Here is a 17,911-nt window from a genome sequence, read left to right as displayed (position 1 = left end):
CTTTCGGCTTCGAATGCGCTAGTTGGCGGAGTTCATGTTTGCCTTGATCAGCGTCACCACTGCAGGCGGGACCGGTGCCGCCCCGGCAGCGCGCGCGACCGCCGGCGGCCAGTTGCCGCGGGCCGCAGCCGCCCGCACTTCACGCACCGCGGGAACCGGATCGGGCCAGCCGAGCTTCTTCAGCCGTGCGGCCAATCGACGCTGCGCCTCGGCCTCTTCCGGGGACTCGGTGAGCATCGGCATTGTCGCGGCGCTGCCGAGATTGGCACCGCCGCTGTCGATCGCCCAAGGGTCGGCCCCGCGATCGAGCAGCAATTCGGCGATGCGGAAATGCTCCATGTCGAGCGCGGTGTGGAGCGGGCGGTTGCCGGTCGCCTCCATCACGTTCGGATCGGCGCGGAAATCGAGCAGCATGCGTACCGCGCCGAGCGAATTGAGCGCGATCGCGGTTCGCAACGGACCGCTCGGATTGCCCGCGGGATTGGGGTTCGCGCCCGCCGTGAGCAGACGGTGCGCGAGATCGGGGTCCTTCGCCCGCAGCGCCAGCCGGAGCGGAAGTCCCCGCTCCTCGACGCCATCGAGCAGCGCACCGCTGCGGATCAGCAGATCGACGGCGTCGGAGCGGCATGTCGCGAGCGCGACCGACAGCATCTCGTAATGCGCACCCACGCGACGGCGCGCCAGACCGGGGTCCCCGCGCAGCAATTGCGCGGCGCGGTCGATATCGCCGTCGAAAAGCGCCTCCGCGAAATTGCGGGCGGCTGCGCCCAGCCGCTGATCGGTCAGTGTATCGCGACGGGAAGGCAATTCGGTGCCCGGCGCGAAGCAATCGGCGCGCGCATCGCTTTCGCAGCCCATCGTCATGAGCGCGAGCGCGGGGCTGAACAGGAATATCTTTCGCACACGCCGCACTCTCTTCCTATCGCAGGCGGTGCGTCAACCGTTCAGCGGCCGGCTTGTGCCGCGGTTCCGGCGAGAACCCAGTCCATGCTGTGGCGGTCGACCGGGTTGATCGAATCCCACCAATGTGCGCCTTCGGGGCGGACATTGGGCAGATCGTGCTGTGTGCCATAGGCCTCGGGCAAGTCGACCACCGCCGCGCCGACGATCGCGCCGCCGCCGCCGATCAGCCCGCCGAGCCCGGCACCGATCATCCGGTCGCCGCCTTCCTGCAGCGTGGTCAGGATTTCGCCATGGACGCGGTAATTGTTGATCGAGGAGAGGCCGCGGCCGTTCGCCTGCGCGACTGCCTGCGCCTTCTCGATCGTGTTCTGGTGGAGGCCCGCGGCGTTGAACGTGTCAGCAGGGCGGCCCGAGGCAATCGCCGCCTCCGCCGCGAGGCCGCCGCCGAGCGAATGGCCGACCAGAGTCACATCGGCATCGGTGCGCGCGAGCTTCTTCCCGATCTCGAGCGCATTGGCATAATGCGTCGAATCCATGCCGAGGCCCTGCTGCGCATTGCTCTTCCAGTCGTCGCCGGACTGGCTGCCGCGGAAGACGACGGTGTAGCGCTCCGCACCCGCCTCGCCGCTGACATAGACGCGGGCGCGGAAACTGCTTTCGCCGGGTTGCTCTAGCATCTCCGAGGTGAGCCCGAGGCGCGCCAGATCGGCGTCGCTGGCGGCGCGATAGCCCGAAGGCGGGCTGGGCACGTCGTTATAGACGTCCTTGGCGAGCAGCGCGTTGGCGTGGACCTGCGCGAGATCGGGCGCATCGTTTGCCGCGAGGCGCGGCTCGGAAGGGGCGGTTGCGCCGGTGACCGGCGACAACGTCGCGAGATGCACGGGCTGAGCATCGGAAGCATTGCGCGCGACGGGAACAAACGGGACGACGGCGTCCTGATCGTTCGCGGCGCGCTGCTGGGGGGAGTCGACGCCATCGGCCCGGGGGGAGGTGGATGCCGATGGCGTCGTGTGCAGCGCCGGCGTGACACTCGGCGACTGCCAATCCGAACGATAGACTTCGGCGCCTCTCGATGCCGAGGGCGGCGTCGAAGGGGGAGTCGACGCAGTAGAAACGGGGGCTGCTCTGTTGACCTGCATCGCGCGCCGTCCTTCGATCGGATGTGCCGGAGATGCCGCGCCGGGGCCACGCGCGCCATAATCGATCCGATTATCGCGGCGCGCGTGCGCGCGGTGCATAGCTCCCTGCAAGAATGGGAGAGTTCGGCATGCTCGAGGCCGCGGGCGCCGCAGCAGGCGTAGCAAACCACATCAATCTGGATTCGCTCCTCGGGGGCAGTTCGGTCTCGATATCGGGAATGCGGATATCGATCGACGCGGGCGGTGCGGTGGGCAAGGCCGCGGAGGTCCGCTTCGATGCCACCGATCTCTACGGCGCCAAAGGCCCGCAGGCCGCGGACATTCGCCAGGACGCGCTCGGCGACTGCTATTTCGTCGCGACGCTGGGTGCGGTGGCGCGGCAGCAGCCCGATGCGATCCGCAACATGATCAGCTTCGATGCCGGAACCGGCAATTTCACGGTCAGGCTGCACGACAATGACGGCAATCCCCAGTCGGTGCAGGTCACTCAGGCCGAGCTGGAGGACAATCTCGCGCGGCAGGGCGGCTCGACCGCCGACAATAGCGGGCTTGATGGTCCGATCTGGCCGGCGGTTGCCGAGACCGCCTATGCGAAGATTCATGACAGCAACCCGGCGGACGGCCTGACCGAGGGCTATAACGCCATCGCCAATGGCGGCTGGCCGCAGGATGCGATGCAGGCGATCACCGGTGATCGAGGCGACGAGATCCGCTATTCGGAGGGTTTCTTCGAAAGCGAGAATTCGGCGCTCGATCGGATGGCGGGGCAAGTCGATGCCGCGCTCTCCAACGGCCGTCCGGTAACGTTGTGGACCGTCCCCGAGAACCGCAGCCTGTGGGACAAGATCCGCGGCAACGAAGGCACGCAGGATGGGCTGGTCGACAACCACGTCTACACTGTCGAGGGCATCCACAAGAATGCCGATGGCGAGTGGATGGTATCGGTGCGCAATCCGTGGAGCACCAACATGAACGTAGGCGAGGGGCGCGACACCGCGTCTCCGACGATGGAAGTGCCCTTGCGTACGCTCGCGGATACTGGCGGCGCCGAGGCCTTCACCGCGGGGCCTGCGCCGCGCTAAAGGGTTGAGCCGCCCGCGCAATGCGGGCAGGCTGGACTTCGAGGAAACCGTTGCTGAAAGCGCTGCTCTTGAGTCTACTCGCCTTTCTGGGCCTCGCCTCCGGGTTCGACGTTGCGTCGCTGCCCGCGCCGGCGGGCGCGCAGGCTGGCGCGGGGGCAGCGGAACGGCAGGCGCTGCACGCGCTTGTGCGGGACGTCTCGAAGGACGGAGTCACGATCGAGAGCGAGCGCCTGTTCACGGTGGGGAAGGACCTGCCCTGGAGCGCGATCGCCAAACGCATCGACAATCTGGCACGCCAGCGCGGCGTCAATTCCGTGGCATTGCCCGGCGCCGATCCCGGCAAGAAGCTAGCCCAGGCGTGGCGCGGCCGCGACGGGCGTGGTGTGCTGGTCGCGATGGTGGCATCGCCAACGGGTGGAACGGTCGCCTATTTCGCGGTCCGGTTTAAGGATAGTTGATCGGAGGTCGAACGCGCCACCGTCGGGTGGTGGCGGCTGACACCGGCATTTCGTGGCAATATTGAAAGCCCGGATCCGAATCGTAGCAGTGCCGGAAGCGGAAAACGCAGAGCGACGACGATCATCTCAAGGGCGCGGCGTCGGCAACGATATTGGATAGGTATCTGATACGTGCGTATCGGATCCAGCTAACGCACTGGAAACATGGTGACCCCTACGGGAATCGAACCCGTGCTTCAGCCGTGAAAGGGCCGCGTCCTAACCGCTAGACGAAGGGGCCATGCCGGAGCGTGGAACGGCCGGTTAGGCAAGGATGCGGCGCGGGTCAAGCTCCTCAATCGACCCAGGCCGCATCTTCGATGTGAAGTTCGGCCGCGGGCCGGCTGCCCCAGTCGTCGATCTTGGCCCGTCCGGCGAGCCAGAGCTTGCGGTGACGAGGGGCGGAGAGCAGGGCTGCGCCCAGCTCGGTCTCGGCCTGGCGAAAGGCGACCGCCTTGAGGCTGCGGCCGTCATCGCCCGCGACGATGACGCGGACGTGCCCGCCCGCGCCGACGACGTCCGCCTTGAGCACCGTGATCGGCCCCGCGACGACGCGCGGGGAGGGCCAGCCCATGCCATAGGGGCCACCGGCCTCCATTGCGTTCACCAGCTCCGGATTGACCCCACCGGGGGACAGCACGGCATCGAGCAGCAAGGCGCGCTCGCCCATCGCCGCAGCGACTCGCTCCGACAGCCGCTCCTCGAGGAATTGGGCCAGGGCCTCGATCCGTTCCTCGTCGATGGTGACTCCGCACGCCATCGCATGGCCACCACCAGCGTGAAGCAGGCCCGAGTCCTTGGCGGCAAGCACCGCCGCGCCGAGATCGACTCCCGGGATCGAGCGCCCCGATCCCTTGCCGATGCCGTCCTCGCCCAGCGCGATGACGATTGCCGGGCGGCCGAGCTTCTCCTTTAGCCGGCCAGCGACGATGCCGATCACGCCGGGGTGCCAGCCGCGGCTCGCGACGACCACCACTGCGCGATTGCCCTTCGCCAGGCAGAGGTCTTCGGCCGTGGTCTGGACCTGCGCTTCGATTGCGCGGCGTTCCTCGTTGAGGATGTTGAGTTCCTCGGCGATGGCGCGTGCTTCGTCGGGATCGCGCGTGGTCAACAGGCGGACGCCCAGGTCCGAGCGCCCGACGCGGCCGCCGGCATTGATTCGCGGCCCGAGTGCGAAGCCGAGATCGGTGCACGTAGGCGTGCGCGTGAGGCGTGACGCCTCGATCAATGCGTTCAGGCCGACGTTGCGGCGCTGCGCCATCACCTTCAGCCCCTGTGCGACGAACGCGCGGTTCAAGCCCCTCAGCGCCGCGACATCGGCGACGGTCCCCAGCGCGACGAGGTCGAGCAGGTCCAGCAGGCGGGGCTCCGGGCGCTCCTTGAAATAGCTTCGTGCGCGCAGGCTGCGGATCAGCGCGGCGCCGAGGACGAACGCTACTCCCACCGCCGCAAGATGCCCGTGCGCCGCCCCCTCCGTCTCGTCGAGCCGGTTCGGATTGATCACGGCATAAGCGACGGGGAGTTCGGCGGCGCATTTATGATGATCGCAGACGATCACGTCCGCGCCCGCATCGTGCGCCATTGCCAAAGCCTCGAAGGCCTGTGCGCCGCAATCGACCGTGACGATCAACCGCGCGCCCTCATTGTGCAGCCGCACCAGCGCCTCGCCCGAGGGGCCATAGCCTTCCATCAAGCGGTCGGGGATATAGGGCCGCGCCTCGAGCCCGAGATCGCGCAGCAACAGGACGAGCAGTGCCGCCGACGTGGCACCGTCGACGTCATAGTCGCCGAAGATCGCGACCTGCTCGCGCGCTTCGACCGCGTCGGCGAGCCGCTCGGCCGCCTTGTCCATGTCCCGGAAGATCGACGGATCGGGCATGAAGGCCCGGATGCTGGGCGCGCGATGGTCGTCGATCGCTTCGCGCGGGCAGCCGCGCGTGAGCAGCAACTGGGTCACCAGATCGTCGGGCGCAAAGGAGGGATCACGCGCGTCCGCCGCCAGTCCACGCCATCGCCAGGGCTGGCCGAGGATCGAGCGGTGGATGTTGAGAACGGGTGACATACGGCCGTTCTGGTCGTCGCGGTGCTGCTTGTCGAGAGGCGGGTCCCCCAGGCAGACCTATTCGGGCGCCGCCAGCGGTGCGGCGCGCTTTTCGGCGGCGATGCGATCGGCGTAGCTGCGCGCCATGCTCTGGTGCGCGAGGCGGGCCGGGGTGGACGCCGCGGCGGCGGCACGGGCAATGGCGTCTGCGTGTCGGCGACTCAGATAGTCGAGGTCCATGGCAAGCTCCTGGGTGCTGGTAAGCGGGAGCACAGTCCTGTCTCTCAGCCATCGGCGCTTACGAACAGCTTGCCGATGGTGAGTCGCACCCTAGCACGGGAGCCGGGCCTTGCCGAGTCCAGAGAGACCCCTACTCCACGCCCAGGGCGATCGCGGCGCGGGCCTGGGCGGCGCCTTCGCGGACGGCGCGGCCGCGCTCGGTGCGCTCCTGGCGCTCGGCCATCTGGGTCCAGGCCTGGGCGGCGCGCAGGTTGCGCTCGCGGACATTTTCGAGCGTCGCGCTGTCGGCGTCGGCCTGTGCCTTTTCGGCCTGGGCGCGATAGGTGTTTACGAGATCGGCCATCGAATGCTCCGGAAACGAGGAAAGGGAAGCGCGGCGCCCCGGGCCCGAACGGGCGGGGCGCCGCGGCGTTCCTTATTCGCCCGCCTGGAGGTTGACCGCGGCCATCTTGCCCTTCTTGTCGGGCTCGAGATCGTAGGTCACGCGCTGGTTCTGGTTGAGCGTGCGCAGGCCTGCGCGCTCGACGGCGGTGATGTGGACGAACGCGTCCGGGCCGCCATTGTCGCTGGCGATGAAGCCATAGCCCTTGTCGGCGTTGAAGAATTTGACGGTGCCCTGCTGGGTCATGGAATAGTTCCTTCTATGATCGGCGCGCCCCGTACGGGCGGACCTCGTGCTGCGGAGGCGAGGAGAAGGAAAAAAGGAGCCGCAAAGCGCCAAGTGACCGTCTGATTGCGACTGTAGCCGCCGCTATATGCGCGCTCCGGCCCGAAATTACAAATCCAGGCCCGCCGCGGCGGGGATTTGCGGGAATTCTCGCGCTCAACTTTGCCCTTTTCGCGCCGAACCGTTTCGGAATTTACGCGTGCGGGAAATCGTCTTGGAGAAATCTGCGCGGACTCGAATATTCCGGACGAAACGGGCCAGCGCAGATCCTGCGCGGCAAAAGGGAAAGCCCGGTCAGGGCACGGCAACTGCCGCGCCCCGGTGGCTTCGCTCAGCCGAGCACTTCGCGAACGGCGGCGCGGGCGATTTCGCGCGGGCACGGCTCGATCGGGAAGAGGCGGCGATGTGCGGGGATGAATGCGTCGAAGGCCTTCTTGGCGCCTCGGGTAATCTGGGTGTCTTCGATATTGGTGAAAAAGTTCATTCTGTATCCAGTTGGAGTTGTTCGGATCGCCCTGCGCGGCGCTGGCGCCGGCCGGATGTGCGGAAGATGCGGGAGACCCGAGGGTCACGCCGGAGTCCGCACGCGGATAAAGGACGAAAGGCGCCGGAGTTCCCCGGATTCCCGGGAGAAATAGCCGCAATGCGGCGGGCGTCTGAGGGTAATGTAGGAGGCGGACGCGTGGATAACAAGCGGGGTGCCCAATAAAGGAAGAGATCAGGGGTTCACGCGGAGACGCGGAGGCGCGGAGGATGTGGTCCGCGCGGCACGGTTCGAGGCTCCGGCAGCGGCAGGAAAAGCGGTGGCGTGACGGGAACTGCCGCTGCGCGGCGAGAGCCTCATCCTTTTCTTTCCTCCGCGCCTCCGCGCCTCCGCGCGAACCACGATCTTCTTCTTTCTTCTTCTTCATCCCGCAGCGCGGAGACTCCCCCTCTCCCCGCAAGCGGAGAGAGGGAGAAGAAAGGGTCAGTCCTTGAGGCTGGCCGGGACCGTCCCGCCGTTCTTGGCGAGCTCCTGCATCACGGCCTTGTGGAGCCAGATGTTCATTTCCGCCGATCCGTCCTTGGCGCCGGTATAGCCGAGCTCGGTGGCGAGCTCCTTGCGGTTGTCGAGGCTCGAATCGAGGCCGACCAGCTTCATCAGGTCGACGATCGAGGTGCGCCAGTTGAGATCGGCGGAACCGCGCTCGGTCTCGAAGGCCATCAATGCCATCTCGACATCGACCGGGCCCGCAGGCGCGGCGGGCTGGGCAGGCGCGGGCTGCTGCATCTGCGGCATCGCGGAAGGCTGCTGGGCGGGAGCGGGCTGGGCGGGCGCAGGCTGGGGCGCGGCGGCGGCCTTGCCGAAGATCGCGTCCTTGATCTTGCCGAAGATGCTCATGGGAGACTCCTGAAAATCGGGCGCACGCGCGCACCCGTGCGGCAACGCACGAAAGGGCGTGGGTGTTCGCGGCGCGCGCGATATTCATTGCCCCCATTCATTGCCCATCGTCGGGAGGCGGCGCCGCGGCGTCGGGCAGAGCGGCGGAATCGAGGCTTGCCGCATCATCGCCGTCGCCGGGATACGCATCACCCTCCGGCGCGTCGTCGGGCAGGAAGCCGAAGAAGCGGTCGCGCGCGCGGCTCTCGACGATCTCGCGCGCGGCGACATAGGTGCGGTGCTCGGCGTCCCAGGCGGCCTCTTCCTCCTCGCTCAGCGTGCGCGAATAGCCGTCATCCCCATATTCGCCGTCCTCCTCGCCGAAGAAATCCTCGGGCGGAGGAAAGTGCGTGCGCCATCCCTCCTCGACATCGTCCCACCAGACCGGCTCGTTCGGATCGGGATCGAGCGCAGCCGGTTGACGAAGTTGACCATTGCCATCGCGCGAGTCTTCCGGGGCGGGCGGCGCGGGCGTGGCGAACTGGACCAGCCCCGCCGCTTCGGCGCGGACCCATTGCTCGCCGGTCCAGCTCGCGCGGGCGGCGGGATCGAGATCGCTGGTGTCGACCGGCTCGGCGAGATCGGTGTGGGTGCGCAGCCATTTGTCGGCGCGGGCGAGCGCGCGGATCGGGGCGAGATCGTCCTCGGTGGCGGCTTCGGCGCGCACGCCGAGGAACAGGCCGGCGCGGGCCGGGCCGCCGTCGCGCCCGATCAGATCGAGATATTGAGCGAAGTCGGCGGCGACCAGCCGCGCGGCGGCATGGCTCGGATCGGCGCGCGTGGCATCGGCCACGCGGTCCATCCGGGCGAGCATCGCCGCGCCGAGCCGGTTGTCGTGGCGGTGGCGCTCGGTGATCCTGCCGTCGGGATGGGTGATGGTTTCGACCACGCCGTTCAGCACGCGATCGAGCATTTCGTCGGCGAGCCGCTCGCGCCCGAGGATCAATGCCCCCTGCCAGCCGAGCGCGAACCCCGCCCCGCGCGCCGCGCGGCGCAGCGCATAGGCCGATTGCGTCGACATGCCGACGACGCGGCAGGCATAAGTGATGCTGTGCCCTTCGGAGATGGTGCGCAGGAACATGGTCTGCTTGTCGGGGGTCCAGCCGTCATAGCGGGCCTCGGCCGGGCCGAAGCTATAGGTCGCGGCGGGTTCGGCGGGGTCGGGGCAAAGGAACTGGGTCTCGGCGTTCATTGCGTCCTCCTGTATGCGTGAGGACTCGCCAGATATGCCGGGAGGGGGTTTGTAGGAAAGCGTTTTGTTCGCTGTTTGTTCTTTTTCTCGCGGGGTGTGACTTTCGCGCCTCTATCGTCATCCCGGCCCTGGGCCGGGATCCACTGGGTGGCGGGGCGAGAAGCTCGAGCCGCTTGTCCTTCGTTGGCGGCACGGTGGACCCCGGAACAAGTCCGGGGTGACGAAGAAGAAGATTGGTTCGCGCGGAGGCGCGGAGGCGCGGAGGGTGGCAGTGCCCGGTGAGAGCGCTACGCCACTCACCTGTCATCCCGGCCTTGGGCCGGGATCCACCGGGCGGCCAGGCGAGAAGCTGGAGGCGCTTATCCTTCCGTGGCGGCGCAGTGGACCCCCGGGAACAAGTCCGGGGTGACGAAGAAAATCGGTTCACGCGGAGGCGCGGAGAGAAGAGTCAGGGATATTGCTGTCGTGCGTGAAGAACGCTGAGCACCTCGATCGCGTCGGTCACACGATAGACGAGGATGTAGTTGGGGTGGACGATGGCCTCGCGCGTGCCGGGAACACGGCCGGGGCGGTGGAGGTGCGGATGGTCGGGCAGGCGATCGGCAGTGTGCTGTATGGCATCGCCGAGGCGCAGCGCGGCGGCTGGCCGGCGTTCTGCGATGTAGTCGATGATGTCACGCAGATCCTGACGCGCCTCCGGGCGCCAGATGACCGCGAGCTTCACTTGGCCTGGTGGCGCTCGATGATCGCCCGCATCTCGGCCATGACTTCTTCATGCGGGATGCCGGGCTCCCTGGATGCCATCGCCTTCTCGACCTTGGCGCGGAACCAGGCGTCATGCGCCTCGGCGTCTTCGCTGGTCGCGAATTCGGACTCGATGGGCGAGAGCTTGGTCATGCGGGGAATATAGCGCGATAGGGGTGGGGAAGGAAGGTCGGCGGCGCTGCAGATGCGTGCGCCGGGGGAGGCGGTGTGGACGAAGTATATGTGCTTGGTGGGAGATGCAGGGGTGTGGCGGCGGTGTGGGCGGTAGAAGGCGGATAGAGGTGATTTAGTAAACTGTCACCGTGACCCGAGGAAAACGCATCGCTTTCAAAGTGCGTTTAAGACTCTAATGTAATGGGGATCTCTTAGGTACTTCAGCAACTGCGTGCGCATTCCGTTCTTCGTTGCCGGCAAGAGGTTTGGAGCAGACATAACTGAAATTGCAACCAAGAATCTCTGCAAAGAATACGTAGTCATATTGCGTCCGTTCAATATATATAGCCTGACATCGGAAGGTATATTATTAGTGCAAGACCTAAGATCACGCAGTGCATTTAAGACAGAAAGAGCTGATCTAAAACTGTGACGTTCCAGCTCACCTTGTAGCCAAGATATTGACTGCCTGCTTCTAAATTTCCCGCTCGATGCGGCTACTTGCCTGGATAAAAATTCCGAGTGGCGCCACACATCACCAAATTCAATAATGAACTCTCTTAGGCGTTTTTGAGTGGAGTATTTGCTTATCATCCAAAGTGCAGCCAGGAATCTAAAGGTATCGCGGTTGATATAGTCCTTGTGTGCCATTCTCTCCGTGAGTTTCTTCATGGATCGGAAAAGAGGGGTAACCGGGGCAATTTCCCAGTCCGTCAAGAGCTTCGCGATTTGACACATTGACGCGTCATCAAGCGCGTTCCCTCCAAACAAATAGTTCCCGATAGCGGTAAGCATCTTTTGGCTAGGCGATAAGGCTCCAGCGTAACGATAAACACTATCTCGCAAGCCGGGATCGCTGGCAAAATGCTGGAAGCAATATTCAATAGCGTACTCTGATTTAATTTGTTGAAAAAATCCAATGTATCTCTTAATTATCTTGTCGTGGTGACCGTATTTTTCTCTTACGATAAATTTATCGAAGGAAGTCTTAAGCTTAGTTTCTATAGCTAAAGTTGATTTTTTTCCTTTTAAATTTTTGTCAATTTGTGCCTTTATTCGATCTAGGTATTCGTTCTCTCTTTGATAAAAGAACCGCCGAGCCTGAGGAGCTGAAAGTATCTTTGTTTTTCCTGAGTTCAACCGGATCCCACGCATCTGCAAAAGTATATCGAGGTCTCGCAGGCAGGTTTTTCCGACCTCGAGGCTCTCTACAGCAAAGGTAATGTCATCCACCCAGCGTACAAAGTTATCGTTGGTGCGCTCTTTTAAAAATGCATCTATCTCGAATAGATAAATATGCGCAAGAAGGCGGGGAGCATCAAATTGAACTTGTGGAAGGCCGATACGACTTGAGGGAAGGTAGTCCGGTCGCCAACATATGCTATCTAATACATCGAATAGAACATCTAGAATAACTTCTTCCATTCCATCGAATGTGGATATTATATTTCTCAAATGAGAATAATGAATGTTATCGAAGTACGTAGCAATGTCAGTAGTTACGACCCAGTCATGAGCGCTGGCCACCTGAAATCTTAGGCGAGAAAATTTCCGCCATTGTTTGAACCAGATGTAATCTTTTCCAAACGTAAATGTCCCGCTTAGATTCTGATGACTTCTGCTGAAGAAGGCATTCTTGGACGGCTGTTTTAAGGCGGCCTTAGGTATGATGCTTTCTACAATGCACTGTAGAACGACAGCATCTTCAGGGCTAGGTGTTACAACAGTCCTGCAAACGCCGAGTGATTTTTCAAGTTTCGTCGGAATGGAGTTTGCCGGTTTGTAACGACCGTTCAAAATAGCGGTTTGCAGATCCGCGAACCGTTCATCGCGTGCCCAGTGGAAATCATTGTAGTCGAATAGGTCGAGTATTTCTTGGTCGCGAAGGCCTGAGCGAACGTAATCCTTCCAAGCGATGAGCATTCTGTCGGCGGAAAATACGGCTTTTAAAGCCTTTTGACGCGCCTCCAGCCGAGGTGTGTGAAGCCCGGCAAAGTTTGACGTCGGAGGAGCTGTCATCCAGGCAGTTAAACTACGGAATTAGCTCTGATGGCAACAGGCAGTGAAATGCTTGGTTTGGAGGACTTACTCCGCCGCCACGCTCTCCCGAACCTTCCCCCGCTCCAGCAACGGCGCGAGATACTTCCCCGTAAAGCTCCGCGGCTCCTTCGCCACTTGCTCGGGGGTGCCCTCGGCGACCACTTCGCCGCCCTTGACGCCGCCTTCCGGCCCCAGGTCGAGGATCCAGTCGGCGGTCTTGATGACGTCGAGATTGTGCTCGATCACCACCACGGTGTTGCCCTGCTCGACCAAGGCGTGGAGGACTTCGAGGAGCTTGCGGACGTCCTCGAAATGGAGGCCGGTGGTGGGCTCGTCGAGGATGTAGAGCGTCTGGCCGGTGGCGCGGCGGGCGAGTTCCTTGGCGAGCTTGACGCGCTGCGCCTCGCCGCCGCTGAGGGTGGTCGCCTGCTGGCCGACCTTGACGTAGCCGAGGCCGACTTCGGCGAGCATCGCCATCTTGTCGCGGATCGGGGGGACGGCCTTGAAGAATTCGTGCGCGTCCTCGACGGTCATGTCGAGCACGTCGGCGATGCTCTTGCCCTTGAACTTCACTTCCAGGGTTTCCCGGTTGTAGCGCTGGCCGTGGCAGACGTCACAGGTGACGTAGACGTCGGGGAGGAAGTGCATCTCGATCTTGAGCAGGCCGTCGCCGGTGCACGCCTCGCAGCGGCCACCCTTGACGTTGAAGCTGAAGCGGCCGGGCTTGTAGCCGCGCGCCTGCGCCTCGGGCAGGCCGGCGAACCAGTCGCGGATCTGGGTGAAGGCGCCGGTATAGGTGGCGGGGTTGCTGCGCGGGGTGCGGCCGATCGGGGACTGATCGATGTCGATCACCTTGTCGAGATGCTCGAGCCCGGTGATCTTGTCGTGCTTGCCGGCGAGGATGCGGGCGCCGTTCAGCTGGCGCGCGGCGGCGGCGTAGAGCGTGTCGATCGTGAAGCTCGACTTGCCCGATCCCGAGACGCCGGTGATGCACGTGAAGGTGCCGAGCGGGATGCTCGCGGTGACGCCGGTCAGGTTGTTCGCGGTGGCGTTGTGGACGGTGAGCTTCTTGCCCGAGCCCTTGCGGCGCTTGGGCGGAAGGGGGACCTCGCGGCGGCCGGTGAGATAGTCGGCGGTGATGCTGTTCTCGTTGGCGAGCACGTCTTCGAGGCTGCCGTGCGCGACGACCTCGCCGCCATGGACGCCGGCGCCGGGGCCCATGTCGATGACGTAATCGGCGGTGCGGATCGCGTCCTCGTCATGCTCGACGACGAGGACGGTGTTGCCGAGGTCGCGGAGCCTCTTCAGGGTCGCGAGCAGCATGTCGTTGTCGCGCTGGTGGAGGCCGATGCTCGGCTCGTCGAGGACGTAGAGCACGCCCGAGAGGCCCGAGCCGATCTGCGACGCTAGGCGGATGCGCTGGGATTCGCCGCCCGAGAGGGTGCCGCTGGTGCGATCGAGGTTGAGATAGTCGAGGCCGACATTGTTGAGGAAGCCGAGGCGCTCGTCGATCTCCTTGAGGATCGCGCGGGCGATCTCCTTGCTCTGCGGGGTGAGCTGGTCGGGGAGGGTGGCGAAGAAGGCGAGCGCGTCGACCACCGAGAGGCGGGTGACGCTGGAGATGTCGCGCATAGCGACCTTGACCGCGAGCGCCTCGGGCTTGAGGCGGGCGCCGTGGCAGACTTCGCAGGGGTGCGAGGCCTGGTACTTGCTGAGCTCCTCGCGCATCCAGGCGGACTCGGTCTGGAGCATGCGGCGGTTGAGGTTGCCGATCACGCCTTCGAACGGTTTCCGCACGTCGTAGGACTTGCGGCCGTCGACGAAGGTGAGGGTGACGGGCTTGCCGCGGGTGCCGTGGAGGATCGCGTAGCGGTGCTCCTCGGGCAGATCGGACCACTTCGTGTCGAGGCTGAAGCCGAACTCGCGGGCGAGGCTGCCCAGGACCTGCATGTAATAGGGGCTGGGCGGGTTGGACTTGGCCCAGGGGACGATCGCGCCCTTCTTGATCGTGAGATCGTGATTGGGGACGACGAGGTCCTCGTCGAACACCAGCTTCTCGCCGAGGCCGTCGCACGCCGGGCAGGCGCCCTGGGGGGCGTTGAACGAAAAGAGGCGGGGCTCGATCTCGGCGATGGTGAAGCCCGAGACGGGGCAGGCGAACTTCTCGGAGAAGACGATGCGATTGGGCGGGATGCCGGCGCCCTTCATCGCGCCCGCATCGGCGGCCTCTTTCTCGCGGCCGGGGACGACGCCGTCGACGAGGTCGACATAGGCGAGGCCCTCGGCGAGCTTGAGTGCCTGTTCGAAGCTCTCCGCCAGGCGCGTGGCGATTTCGCCGCCGACCACGAGGCGGTCGACCACCACCTCGATGTCGTGCTTGTACTTCTTGTCGAGCGCGGGGGCGTCCTCGATCAGGTAGGTCTCGCCGTCGATACGGACGCGCTGGAAGCCGGCCTTCTGCCACTCGGCGAGCTCTTTCCGGTACTCGCCCTTGCGGCCGCGGACGACGGGGGCGAGGAGGAGCAGGCGGGTGCCCTCGGGGAGCGCCAGCACGCGGTCGACCATCTGCGACACCGTCTGCGCGGCGATGGGCAGGCCGGTCTCGGGCGAATAGGGGATGCCGACGCGCGCCCAGAGCAGGCGCATATAATCATAGATCTCGGTGACCGTCGCGACGGTCGAGCGCGGATTGCGGCTGGTGGTCTTCTGCTCGATCGAGATGGCCGGGCTGAGACCCTCGATATGATCGACATCGGGCTTCTGCATCAGCTCGAGGAACTGGCGCGCATAAGCCGAGAGCGACTCGACATAGCGGCGCTGCCCCTCGGCATAGATGGTGTCGAAGGCGAGGCTCGACTTGCCGGAGCCGGACAGGCCGGTGATGACCGTCAGCGTGTCGCGGGGGATGTCGATGTCGACGCCCTTGAGGTTGTGCTCGCGCGCGCCGCGGACGGAAATGTGAGTCAGCATGCGGTAAATTGTTCCAGATTTGTTCTCGATCCGCAAGCGGGGCCGCGGCCAACGCTACGAAAACGCGAAATGGGAAGCGGCACCGCGCTGCGCAACCCGGACCGCGTCCGGCCGCCGGAGCGCCTCACCTGCCGAAAGGCGCAGGTTTATCATCCATTTGAAGCTGGCGTTTTAGATAATGGAGGATAGAGATGGGGCTTTCGAGTGGGGGCGGAAATGGCAGTTATAACGGGCACGTCGGCCAACGATTATATCCAGGGCACCGAAGGCGACGATACGATCTCCGGCGGCGAGGGCGATGACGTCATCTTCGCCTATGGCGGCGCGGACACGGTGAAGGGTGACGGCGGAAACGACTACATAGTCGGCGGCCTCGGCGACGACGACCTCGATGGCGGCGATGGCAATGACGAGATTTCCGGCCTCGAAGGCAATGACATCATCGCCGGCGGCGATGGCATGGACAAGCTGCGTGGGGGGCTAGGCAACGACATCATTTCGGGGGGAGGCGGAGCGGACGAAATCGAGGGCGATACAAGCCTCGGTTCCGCGAGTGGTGGGGCCGATCAGCTCAGCGGTGGTGAGGGCAACGATCAAATATGGGGCCACGGGGGCGATGACCAGCTATATGGAGACGGAGGCAACGACACTCTCAGGGGCGGCCACGGCAGCGACATACTCGAAGGCGGCGATGGCGATGATCTGCTGAGCGGTTATGGGGAGGAGAGCTATGGCGTCGACAGCGACATCGACACGCTTTCCGGAGGCGCGGGCAATGACCAGCTGACCGTCGGATATGGTGACAGCGCGGATGGCGGCGTCGGCAGCGACACGATCTACCTAGATTTCTACAATGGTTCCGCGGGCGTGTCGGCCGATTTGCGTCAACTGGCGAATAACGGCTCGATTCAGATCGGCGGCGGATTGATAACGAATGTAGAAATCGTCGCAGGGATCAGCCTGACCGCCTTTGACGACATCATCGTTGCCGGTCCGATCGCACCCGGAGTGGTGGGGATATCCATCAGTGGTTGGGGCGGCAACGATCACCTGACGGAAAGCGCCGGCACCGATTCGATCTACGGCGGGGACGGTGACGACGTGATTATCGGCGGCACCGGATACAATGCCGCGGTTTACCCGTCGACGGATCGTCTGATGGGAGAGAACGGCAACGATACCATTTACGTGCGCGACGATGGCGCCCTGGTGTCGGGGGGCTCTGGCGACGATATTGTTTATGGGGGGGCCGCGGCTGATGAGATCAGCGGTGACAGTGGCCATGATCAGCTGTTTGGCGGCGGTGGCAACGACGGAGTCTCGGGCGGGGATGGCGATGACCGCATCGAAGGCGGCGACGGCAACGACACGCTGATCGGCAATCGCGGCAAGGACGACTTGAGCGGTGGTGACGGCGACGACACGATCTTCGGCGGCAACAATCAGGTCGATGACAACGAGACCGATCGGATCTTCGCTGGCGCCGGAGCAGACACGATCTGGGCGAGCGCGGGTGACACGATCGACGGCGGCGCCGGGCTGGACACGCTGCATTTCGCTGCGCGGCTGACACAGGGAATATCCGCCGACTTCACCGTGGGACCTGTCACGATCGCCGGGGGCAGCATCAGCGGAATAGAGGCTATTCCTCTGTTGTTGCTAAGCGATGCGGATGATCGGCTGGTGCTCGGCTTCACCGGTGCTGCGGGCGGGAGCGAAATCGATGCTGCGGGCGGAAATGACTTTGTTGTCGGAACCGCTGGCACCGACCGCCTCAGCGGCGGCATCGGCGACGACATGCTCGACGGCGGGGCTGACAACGACTGGCTCGACGGCGGCAATGGCAACGATGTCCTGAGCGGCGGTGCCGGCATGGACTTCCTCAGGGGCGGCGCGGGTAACGACACGGCCGACTATTCCGGCAATTTCGGCAGCATCATCGTCGATCTCGCGGCGGGCGCGGGCTATTGGAATTACGCCGAAGGCGACAGCCTGACGGGTATCGAGAATGTCACCGGTACCGACTTCGACGACTGGCTTTCAGGGGATGCGAACGCCAACCTTCTCGATGGTGGCGCCGGCAATGATTCGATCAGCGGCGCAGATGGCGCGGACATCCTCCACGGCGGCGCGGGTTCGGACGTGCTCAACGGCGGCGCGGGGATCGACACCGCCGATTACAGCGGCAATTTCGGCGCGGTCATGGTCAGTCTCGCGGCCGGCGTCGGCGCGTGGAACTACGCCGAGGGCGACAGTCTGATCGGCATCGAGAATCTCGTCGGGACCAGCTTCAACGACATCCTGACCGGCGACGCGGGCACCAACCTGCTCCACGGCGGGGCGGGGGCGGATGTGCTCTCGGGCGGCGCGGACGTGGACACGGCGGACTATGCGGGCGATTTCGGTGCGGTGGTCGTCAATCTGGAGGCGGGCGTCGGCGCGTGGAACTATGCCGAGGGCGACAGCTATTCGGGCATCGAGAACGTCGTCGGCACCAGCTTCAACGACGTGCTGCAGGGTGACGGTGCGAACAACCGGCTGACCGGCGGCGGCGGGGCGGACACGCTGGCCGGCGGCGGCGGGATCGACACGGTCGACTATTCGGCCAACTATGGCGCGGTCTGGGTCGACCTGGCGACCGGCGAGGGCTTCTGGAACGACGCCGAGGGCGACCGGTTCTTCGGGATCGAGAACGTCCAGGGCTCGGCCTGGGGCGACTATCTGGTCGGCAATGGCGGGACCAACGCGCTGTACGGCGGCGGCGGCAATGACCTGCTCGCCGGTGGCGCGGGCGCCGACTTG

The 17,911-nt window shown here is 64.5% G+C and carries 16 protein-coding genes and 1 tRNA gene; 3 read left to right on the top strand and 14 right to left on the bottom strand.

Going from position 1 to position 17,911, the window contains the following annotated elements; all coding sequences use genetic code 11:
• Positions 1 to 18 precede the first annotated feature (18 nt).
• Together BR78_RS21100 and BR78_RS21095 are read right to left on the bottom strand one after the other, a co-directional pair.
• Positions 19 to 912 (bottom strand): ankyrin repeat domain-containing protein, encoded by an 894-nt coding sequence (locus BR78_RS21100; RefSeq protein ID WP_231478340.1) that lies wholly within the window; start codon positions 910 to 912, stop codon positions 19 to 21.
• Between the two features lie 32 nt (positions 913 to 944).
• Positions 945 to 2,141: a DUF2974 domain-containing protein gene (locus tag BR78_RS21095; protein ID WP_051683427.1), complete on the bottom strand. Its 1,197-nt coding sequence runs from the start codon at positions 2,139 to 2,141 to the stop codon at positions 945 to 947.
• 29 nt (positions 2,142 to 2,170) lie between these two features.
• On the opposite strand from BR78_RS21095, the gene BR78_RS0119355 reads away from it, so the two are divergent.
• On the top strand, positions 2,171 to 3,124 hold the full coding sequence (locus BR78_RS0119355) for a C2 family cysteine protease (RefSeq protein WP_029937419.1): 954 nt from the start codon (positions 2,171 to 2,173) through the stop codon (positions 3,122 to 3,124).
• Positions 3,125 to 3,174: 50 nt separating this feature from the next.
• Positions 3,175 to 3,582 carry a hypothetical protein gene (locus BR78_RS0119350; RefSeq protein ID WP_029937418.1) on the top strand — a complete coding sequence of 136 codons (408 nt, stop codon included), beginning with the start codon at positions 3,175 to 3,177 and terminating at the stop codon, positions 3,580 to 3,582.
• A 205-nt stretch (positions 3,583 to 3,787) separates the two neighbouring features.
• Here the strand turns inward: BR78_RS0119350 and BR78_RS0119345 are convergent.
• The 12 genes from BR78_RS0119345 to uvrA form a co-directional block, all read right to left on the bottom strand.
• Positions 3,788 to 3,862: transfer RNA gene (locus BR78_RS0119345), tRNA-Glu, on the bottom strand.
• A gap of 54 nt (positions 3,863 to 3,916) precedes the next feature.
• Positions 3,917 to 5,683, bottom strand: a complete 1,767-nt coding sequence (recJ, locus tag BR78_RS0119340) for a single-stranded-DNA-specific exonuclease RecJ (RefSeq protein ID WP_029937417.1) — start codon at positions 5,681 to 5,683, stop codon at positions 3,917 to 3,919.
• A 57-nt stretch (positions 5,684 to 5,740) separates the two neighbouring features.
• A complete protein-coding gene (locus BR78_RS21880; RefSeq protein WP_156022411.1) occupies positions 5,741 to 5,902 on the bottom strand; it encodes a hypothetical protein in 162 nt (53 codons plus the stop codon).
• Between the two features lie 130 nt (positions 5,903 to 6,032).
• A complete protein-coding gene (locus tag BR78_RS0119330; protein WP_029728754.1) occupies positions 6,033 to 6,245 on the bottom strand; it encodes a hypothetical protein in 213 nt (70 codons plus the stop codon).
• A 72-nt stretch (positions 6,246 to 6,317) separates the two neighbouring features.
• Entirely contained in the window at positions 6,318 to 6,530 is a 213-nt protein-coding gene (locus tag BR78_RS0119325) for a cold-shock protein (protein WP_029728753.1), read from the bottom strand.
• A 370-nt stretch (positions 6,531 to 6,900) separates the two neighbouring features.
• On the bottom strand, positions 6,901 to 7,053 hold the full coding sequence (locus BR78_RS21875; RefSeq protein WP_156022410.1) for a hypothetical protein: 153 nt from the start codon (positions 7,051 to 7,053) through the stop codon (positions 6,901 to 6,903).
• Positions 7,054 to 7,536: 483 nt separating this feature from the next.
• Positions 7,537 to 7,950 (bottom strand): DUF3597 domain-containing protein, encoded by a 414-nt coding sequence (locus tag BR78_RS0119315; protein ID WP_025560972.1) that lies wholly within the window; start codon positions 7,948 to 7,950, stop codon positions 7,537 to 7,539.
• Between the two features lie 97 nt (positions 7,951 to 8,047).
• On the bottom strand, positions 8,048 to 9,181 hold the full coding sequence (locus BR78_RS0119310; RefSeq protein ID WP_025560973.1) for a hypothetical protein: 1,134 nt from the start codon (positions 9,179 to 9,181) through the stop codon (positions 8,048 to 8,050).
• A 448-nt stretch (positions 9,182 to 9,629) separates the two neighbouring features.
• Positions 9,630 to 9,905, bottom strand: a complete 276-nt coding sequence (locus BR78_RS0119305; protein WP_025560974.1) for a type II toxin-antitoxin system RelE/ParE family toxin — start codon at positions 9,903 to 9,905, stop codon at positions 9,630 to 9,632.
• Positions 9,902 to 10,078 (bottom strand): type II toxin-antitoxin system RelB family antitoxin, encoded by a 177-nt coding sequence (relB, locus tag BR78_RS0119300; RefSeq protein ID WP_025560975.1) that lies wholly within the window; start codon positions 10,076 to 10,078, stop codon positions 9,902 to 9,904. Before relB ends, BR78_RS0119305 begins: the two co-directional genes overlap by 4 nt.
• A 195-nt stretch (positions 10,079 to 10,273) precedes the next feature.
• The gene (locus tag BR78_RS21870; RefSeq protein ID WP_156022409.1) at positions 10,274 to 12,118 is read right to left on the bottom strand and encodes an RNA-directed DNA polymerase; all 1,845 of its coding nucleotides are present in this window, start codon (positions 12,116 to 12,118) and stop codon (positions 10,274 to 10,276) included.
• A gap of 66 nt (positions 12,119 to 12,184) precedes the next feature.
• Positions 12,185 to 15,109: an excinuclease ABC subunit UvrA gene (gene uvrA, locus BR78_RS0119295; RefSeq protein ID WP_029937416.1), complete on the bottom strand. Its 2,925-nt coding sequence runs from the start codon at positions 15,107 to 15,109 to the stop codon at positions 12,185 to 12,187.
• Between the two features lie 216 nt (positions 15,110 to 15,325).
• Between uvrA and BR78_RS0119290 the strand changes: the two genes are divergently transcribed.
• Positions 15,326 to 17,911 (top strand): beta strand repeat-containing protein (locus BR78_RS0119290; protein ID WP_029937415.1); only part of this gene is annotated, 2,586 nt, incomplete at its 3' end.

It is taken from the genome of Sphingomonas sp. UNC305MFCol5.2, from assembly GCF_000712135.1.
GTDB lineage: Bacteria > Pseudomonadota > Alphaproteobacteria > Sphingomonadales > Sphingomonadaceae > Sphingomonas.
Note: the sequence above shows the minus strand (reverse complement) of the source record. Positions and strands in the feature narration are given on the sequence as shown.